This window comes from Paenisporosarcina sp. P5_A11, from assembly GCF_056400705.1.
This window is the reverse complement of the sequence record NZ_JBFUKT010000188.1, coordinates 1-6,298: the sequence shown is the minus strand read 5'-3', so window position 1 is coordinate 6,298 and position 6,298 is coordinate 1. Positions and strand designations below refer to the sequence as shown.

Annotated in this window: 7 protein-coding genes; 1 reads left to right on the top strand and 6 read right to left on the bottom strand. The window is 36.4% G+C overall.

Translation table 11 applies throughout. The features are described 5' to 3' along the window. The 5 genes from AC1DOS_RS17195 to dinG all read right to left on the bottom strand — a co-directional run. Nucleotides 1-583, bottom strand: a 583-nt coding sequence (locus AC1DOS_RS17195) for an amino acid--tRNA ligase-related protein (RefSeq protein ID WP_477538481.1), incomplete at its 3' end; no start/stop codon positions are given. Between the two features lie 15 nt (nucleotides 584-598). Next, complete coding sequence (locus AC1DOS_RS17190; RefSeq protein WP_477538480.1) at nucleotides 599-1,801, bottom strand: pyridoxal phosphate-dependent aminotransferase; 1,203 nt, start codon at nucleotides 1,799-1,801, stop codon at nucleotides 599-601. 16 nt (nucleotides 1,802-1,817) lie between these two features. After that, the gene (locus tag AC1DOS_RS17185) at nucleotides 1,818-2,300 is read right to left on the bottom strand and encodes a cell wall elongation regulator TseB-like domain-containing protein (RefSeq protein ID WP_108587142.1); all 483 of its coding nucleotides are present in this window, start codon (nucleotides 2,298-2,300) and stop codon (nucleotides 1,818-1,820) included. A gap of 9 nt (nucleotides 2,301-2,309) precedes the next feature. Continuing rightward, nucleotides 2,310-2,480, bottom strand: a complete 171-nt coding sequence (locus AC1DOS_RS17180) for a YpmA family protein (protein ID WP_081503781.1) — start codon at nucleotides 2,478-2,480, stop codon at nucleotides 2,310-2,312. 23 nt (nucleotides 2,481-2,503) lie between these two features. After that, nucleotides 2,504-5,287: an ATP-dependent DNA helicase DinG gene (gene dinG, locus AC1DOS_RS17175; RefSeq protein WP_477538479.1), complete on the bottom strand. Its 2,784-nt coding sequence runs from the start codon at nucleotides 5,285-5,287 to the stop codon at nucleotides 2,504-2,506. A gap of 195 nt (nucleotides 5,288-5,482) precedes the next feature. On the opposite strand from dinG, the gene AC1DOS_RS17170 reads away from it, so the two are divergent. Next, on the top strand, nucleotides 5,483-5,734 hold the full coding sequence (locus AC1DOS_RS17170; RefSeq protein WP_477538478.1) for a hypothetical protein: 252 nt from the start codon (nucleotides 5,483-5,485) through the stop codon (nucleotides 5,732-5,734). A gap of 123 nt (nucleotides 5,735-5,857) precedes the next feature. Here AC1DOS_RS17170 and AC1DOS_RS17165 read toward each other — a convergent pair whose 3' ends face one another. After that, on the bottom strand, nucleotides 5,858-6,067 hold the full coding sequence (locus tag AC1DOS_RS17165; RefSeq protein ID WP_477538477.1) for a hypothetical protein: 210 nt from the start codon (nucleotides 6,065-6,067) through the stop codon (nucleotides 5,858-5,860). Nucleotides 6,068-6,298 lie beyond the last annotated feature (231 nt).

Below are 6,298 nucleotides of genomic sequence, written 5' to 3'. Positions count from 1 at the left end.
CCATAGCAGCAGCTTCCATATAAAGCTGACCAGATTGAGAAAGATAAGCATCTTCATCAAAATATTTAGTTTGGAATAACTCTGATGTTCCTTCAGGAGCAGATCCTGTCAAAATTGGTGGGTCTACTTTGGCAAAACCATTATCATTGAAAAATTCATAAGTTGCACGAATTACTTCATTACGGATTTTCATAATGGCATGTTGTTTACGTGAACGTAACCATAAATGACGGTTGTCCATTAAAAATTCTGTACCGTGTTCTTTAGGCGTAATCGGGAAATCCACAGCTTCGTGAATGACTTCGATTTCTTTAACTTGGAGTTCGAAACCGAACGAAGAACGCTCGTCTTTTGTTACTTCTCCAATGATATACATTGATGTTTCTTGAGTTATTGTCTTTGCTTTTGCAAACAATTCTTCAGGTACATCAGCTTTAACAACGACTCCTTGAACAAATCCTGTACCGTCGCGTAGTTGTAGAAAAGCAATTTTTCCGCTAGAACGTTTGTTAGCTAACCATGCGCCTAATTTAACTGTTTCACCTAAATGTTTTGGCATGTCGTGAATCATAATTTTTTTCATAAGTTCCTCCAGAGATTACAGCAAATCTTCTTGCCATTTTGATTTTACATATGAGTCTATACGAGCTACTGCCGCTTCAAGTAAATCAAGCGATGTGGCATATGATAACCGAATTGTTGATGGTGCCCCAAATCCAGAACCCGGAATGACTGCAACATTTGCTTCTGTCAGTAATGCATTCACGAATGCATCTACAGTTTCAAATCCAGTCATGCGAGCTGCTTCTGATACATCCGGAAGTAAATAAAATGCTCCTTGTGGTTTTAATACTTTGAAACCAGGAATGGCAACCACTTTTGGATAAATAATTTCTAAACGTGATTCAAATGCAGCTCGCATCTCCTCCACCGTATCTTGAGGACCATTATATGCTTCAATGGCAGCATATTGAGAAGTGGTTACAGGATTAGATGTAGAGTGGCTTGCTAAGTCTGTCATTGCTTTAATTACTTCTTTGTTCCCAGCAGCATAACCGATACGCCAGCCAGTCATTGAATGAGATTTTGATACCCCGTTAATGACCAATGTACGTTCTTTTGCATCTTCAGAAGTTTGAGCAATTGATACATGTTTTGCATCACCATATATCAATTTTTCATAAATTTCATCTGAAATAATCCATATATTAGCCTCTTTACAGATTTCTGCGATTTCTCTTAATTCTTCTTCATTGTAAATCATACCAGAAGGATTACTTGGTGAATTTAAGATGATGGCACGTGTTTTATCTGTTATAGCAGCTTGAATCTGTTGTGGTGATACTTTATATTGTTGATCAGCTGTTCCTTCAATGTACACAGGAACACCACCAGCTAGTTTTACTTGTTCAGGATAACTCACCCAATATGGAATCGGAATGATAACTTCATCTTGTTCATTTAATAACACTTGGAACAAGGTATAGAGTACGTGTTTTGCACCAATTCCTATTAATATTTCAGATGGCTCATACGCTAATCCTTGATCACGTTGTAATTTGTCAATAATTGCTTTTTTTAAGGCAGGCAAGCCACCAGCAGGAGTGTATTTAGTATGACCCTCATTCATTGACCTAAGAGCTGCATCTAATATGTTTTGAGGTGTATTATAATCTGGTTCTCCTGCTCCTAGACCAATCACATCAATACCTTGTTGTTTTAACTCTTTCGCTTTTGCAGTAATGGCCAATGTTGTTGATGGTGTTAATGTGTGAACACGATTAGCTAATTGTGGTTTCATAAACAGTCGTCCCCTTTTACATATTCAAAATACGTTTCCACCATTTTCCGTTTTCGAACAATAAGTATACGTAATTTAATTTATCATTCTTATTCAAGAAAGTGATTTCCCAAACTGCATTGTCCTGTTCCCAACCAAGTTTAGTATGTAAGATTTCTTTTACTTTAAATTCGGTTTGCACAGCTTCAATTGCTTGTTTTTTTGAAATTCCATCTTTAAGAAGCACTTCTTCAATGGCAAGATCTTTACCGGTAATTGGGATAAAGACCGCTTTCCCATTTCCTTTTACATCATTACCACTGACGGTAACGTATGTATTTGACCCACTGTAAACTTCTGAGTCTGTTACTACCTTTAATTTCTTTTCACTTAATACTAGTTGTTCTGCTTTATCTTGTTCTTTTGAAAAAGGTTGACCTGCTTTCCAAATAACAAACAAGCTAATAACGAGGCTTAGCGAAAGAATAAATACAGTTATAAATATAATCCATCTTTTCATATATGCACCTTACGTTTTATAAATGGTGAAAACGGCTTTCTCTTGATTGTCTTTCTCTAGTGCAAGTCCGAACATTAAATCTCTATGTTTTAGTGTACGATTCAAGGCGTCTACAATTTTATACAAGTCTGACTGATAGTCAACCGTAACCGTTGATATTATTTCAATTTTGCTTTCCATTCTAAACCCCTTTTCAATTTTACTCATACTTTCTCATTATACCAATGTTCCAGGTCTAAGACCATATCTTCTAGAGAGACTTTCTTCACCGGGATATCGGGTAATGCACGAATAAATTCTTTGCCGTAGGACTTAGATTCGATTCGACGATCCAACACAATAAAGACCCCTCTATCCGTAGATGATCGTATTAAGCGTCCAAACCCTTGACGGAATCGAAGAATAGCTTCGGGCAATGCAAACGAAGTAAACGAATTGATTCCTTGTTTCGTTAACCGCTCTGCCTGCGTTTTAAAGACAGGTTCTTCGGGAGAAGAAAAGGGTAATCGCACCATGACAACAGCAGATAGTGCGTCCCCTGGCACATCGACACCTTCCCAGAAACTATTGGTTCCAAATAACACGGATTTGCGGAATCTTTGGAATGATTTTAAGAGTTTCATTCGACTACCAGATGTCATGCCTTGCGCAAATAACATATAGTCTTCTAGCAATGATGTATCCTGTATTAAATCCACTGTTTTTCTTAACATATCTTGTGAAGTAAACAATACAAAACATCGTCCTTCTGTTACCAGCACGGTTTGAATGACTGCATCCGCAACTGCTTCAATAAAGTCAGATTGTGATACATGTTGAATATCTGGCATGTCATCAACTATGAATAAATTTGCACCTTGGTAAAAATCACTTGAAGCAGAATACGTTTTAATTTGAACTTTTTCAGGAAGCCCTAATTGATTAACAATAAATCGGCTGTTCCCTGGAACCGACAAAGTACCGGATGTCCAAATAATACCCGCTTTCCCCCGCCATTCATCAAATATTTCATTCACAGCACGAGTAGAATCAATAGGTTTTTTAAACACATGCAAACTACCAGGAACACTTCTTCCATCTAACTCAACCCAGATAGAATGCTCCGAAGTGGAAGAAAGGAAAATATCAACCCATTCACCTGTTTTTATTTTCATTTCATTTAGCCAATATTGCCACTCAGCTACGATTAATTTTTCCGAGTGACTAGATTCTAATTGACTTGTTGAAATCTGATTGAGTAAGCTTTCAGCTAGTGTGAGCCATCTCTGTAAATAATGATAAACCTCGTTTAGTACATCGTAATTTAACTCTAGTTCTTCGAGTAATATGGTTTGTTTCGAATGCGATTTTGCTTTCTTTTTACGACTGACGTTTTGCACAAGCGATTGGACTGCCTCGTCAAAATTGTCACTACATTGTGTATACATCCGATCGAGTTCTTCAAATGTATTACTTACTTCGACACCTTGCCGTTCTAATACGCGTGCAAAAGAAGACGTTAATTGCTCTTGATCACGTGTCCCCAGTTGACCCAAAACATACTTCCACTGTGTAAAAGAAAAAATCCGTTCATCACGAGCATTCGCCGCTTGGACAAATTGATGAGCTTCATCGATAATGAATGACGTGATTTCATTGGTCAACAGTGGCTCTAATCGGTGTTTATCTGTGAACAACATCGCATGATTAGTAATTAGTAAATCTGCTTGTTGACTTTGAGCTAGTGCATACGAATGAAAATCATGAACGTTTATTTCAGATGATTTTATAGAGAATGCATTTTTTCTGACTTTGTCTAAGAAAAATTGACCACCACTTGAAACATTTAATTCACCGACATCACCAGTTTGTGTTCTCGTTAGCCACACCAGTATTTGACATATAGCAAATGTATCATCGTAAGATTCATCTTCCGCTCGGAGCAATTCTTCAAAACGATGTAAATCAAGATAGTGTCGTGCACCTTTTAAGATAGCTACATTTACTTTACTGTTGACGATTGCTTCTAATTTCGGCACTTCTACTTCAAACAACTGCTCCATTAAATGTGATGTATATGTACTAATTAAGACTTTCTTACCCTGTTGCTTTGCATGAAAATAACTCGGAATTAAATAACTCAGTGTCTTTCCTATACCTGTTGATGCTTCGATCGCTAATTCATTTTCCGCTTGAAAGGTTTGCCAAATGGCATCCATCATTTGAAATTGGCCTTCTCGTTCTTTAAAGTCTTCTAACCCTTCTGAAAACATCAATCKTTTTTGATTTTTGGTTTCAGGATAGTACGCAGATGACTCTACAGAATCCATTTGGTGTTGTTTTTTTCGTAGGGCAATACCCTTATAAATATCCAAATCATCTTGTTTTGACATAACTCGTTTCTTCTGAAGTGCTTCAAAAAATAATGAAGAAATATCGTATTTCAATTGGAAAGATCGTTTATGAATATGTTGTAATGTTTGAATCGGAAGTTTTTCAATTTCTTTCATACATTCAATAAATAATTCGGCCGTTGCATAAGCATCATCGTCTGCCCGATGTGCGTTTGTTAGCTCGATGCCGCGTTCCTGTGTAATATCTTGTAATTTATAACTAAAGGACGACGGAAATAGCAAGCGGGACAATTCAACCGTGTCCATTTTCTTACCTTTCCATAAAGGAAAGCCAATTCGCTTAAATTCAGCTTGAACAAAAGACAAATCAAAATTCGTATTATGAGCAACGAACACACAGTTTTCAAGCATGTCATAAATATCACCAGCAACTTCTTCAAATACGGGAGCATCTTTGACATCTTCATCAGAGATATTCGTTAAGTCCTGAATGAATAAAGGAATTTTCTTTCCAGGCTGTATGAAGGTTGAATAGGTTGATTGTATTTTCCAATCACGAACGAAGACAACTGCAAATTGGATCATTCGATCTCCTTTTGCAGGCGAATGACCAGTTGTTTCAATATCTACGATTGCATAAGTAAGACTTCGCATAAAATATCAGCTCACAATTTAGACTTCTAACAAAAAAATTGTATCACAAAACAGCTGTTTACGTGTAACTGAGAGGATACAAATACGTCAAACAAAAAAAGGGAGCTTCCGTGAAGTGAAATCATGGATTCGAATTACCGCCATTGGAATTTTAGTAATCTCTTTAACTGCTTGCAAAGCTGAACCGAAGTTAGCGTGGATGATGAATTTAAAGAGGGTGATGCTGCAGCAATTGAACTAACAACTCAAGTTGAAGGTGTATTTAAAGGATTTGAAGGGGAAAATCAGAAAAAGGTCCTGATCGATTATGAAGGTGAAATAAAAACTTATGAAATTGCTGAAGATGCCTCAGGAGATTTTGATAAAGTTAAAGAAAATGATAATATCGCGTTTTCCACAAAAATGGTAGACGGAAAAGAAATCATTGAAACATTGCGCATAAATTAAGGATGGTTATTTTGGATGACCTGGATGCTTAATGTTCAAAAAAATAAAGTGGGATGGACGAAAATACTTCTATCCCTCTTTTCAGATTGTCCTGTGACAAAGACGCTCTTGTATACTCTATGATTATTTCATCATCTCATTATAAATATAAATATTATAAACAACTGGAACAATTAAAGCTAAAGCGATACAAGTTGTTGCCACTATTTTAGATTGTTTAGTAATCCGTTCATCACCTTTACGTAAGTGTTCAAAAAATGTAAGTGTAAAGTAGAAGCATAAAACAATTAACTTTGTAGTTACTATTCCAATCCAATTTCCAGCCCCTAACAATCATCACCTATTGCGATAGAAATTGAGGAATGATGATAGAAACGTATATTAAGAAACTTACTGAAAACGGTTGGCGTGTAGTCTCAAAAGAAGAATTACAAAATACGAGAAATTAGTGACAAACCGTTCGAGACCTTGCTTTAAAAGATATTCAAGGTTCCGTTGCAGGTGACTTAATAAATAAAATATAAATAAGCCTTTCTTCGATAAAAATCGAGAAAAGCTCATTGC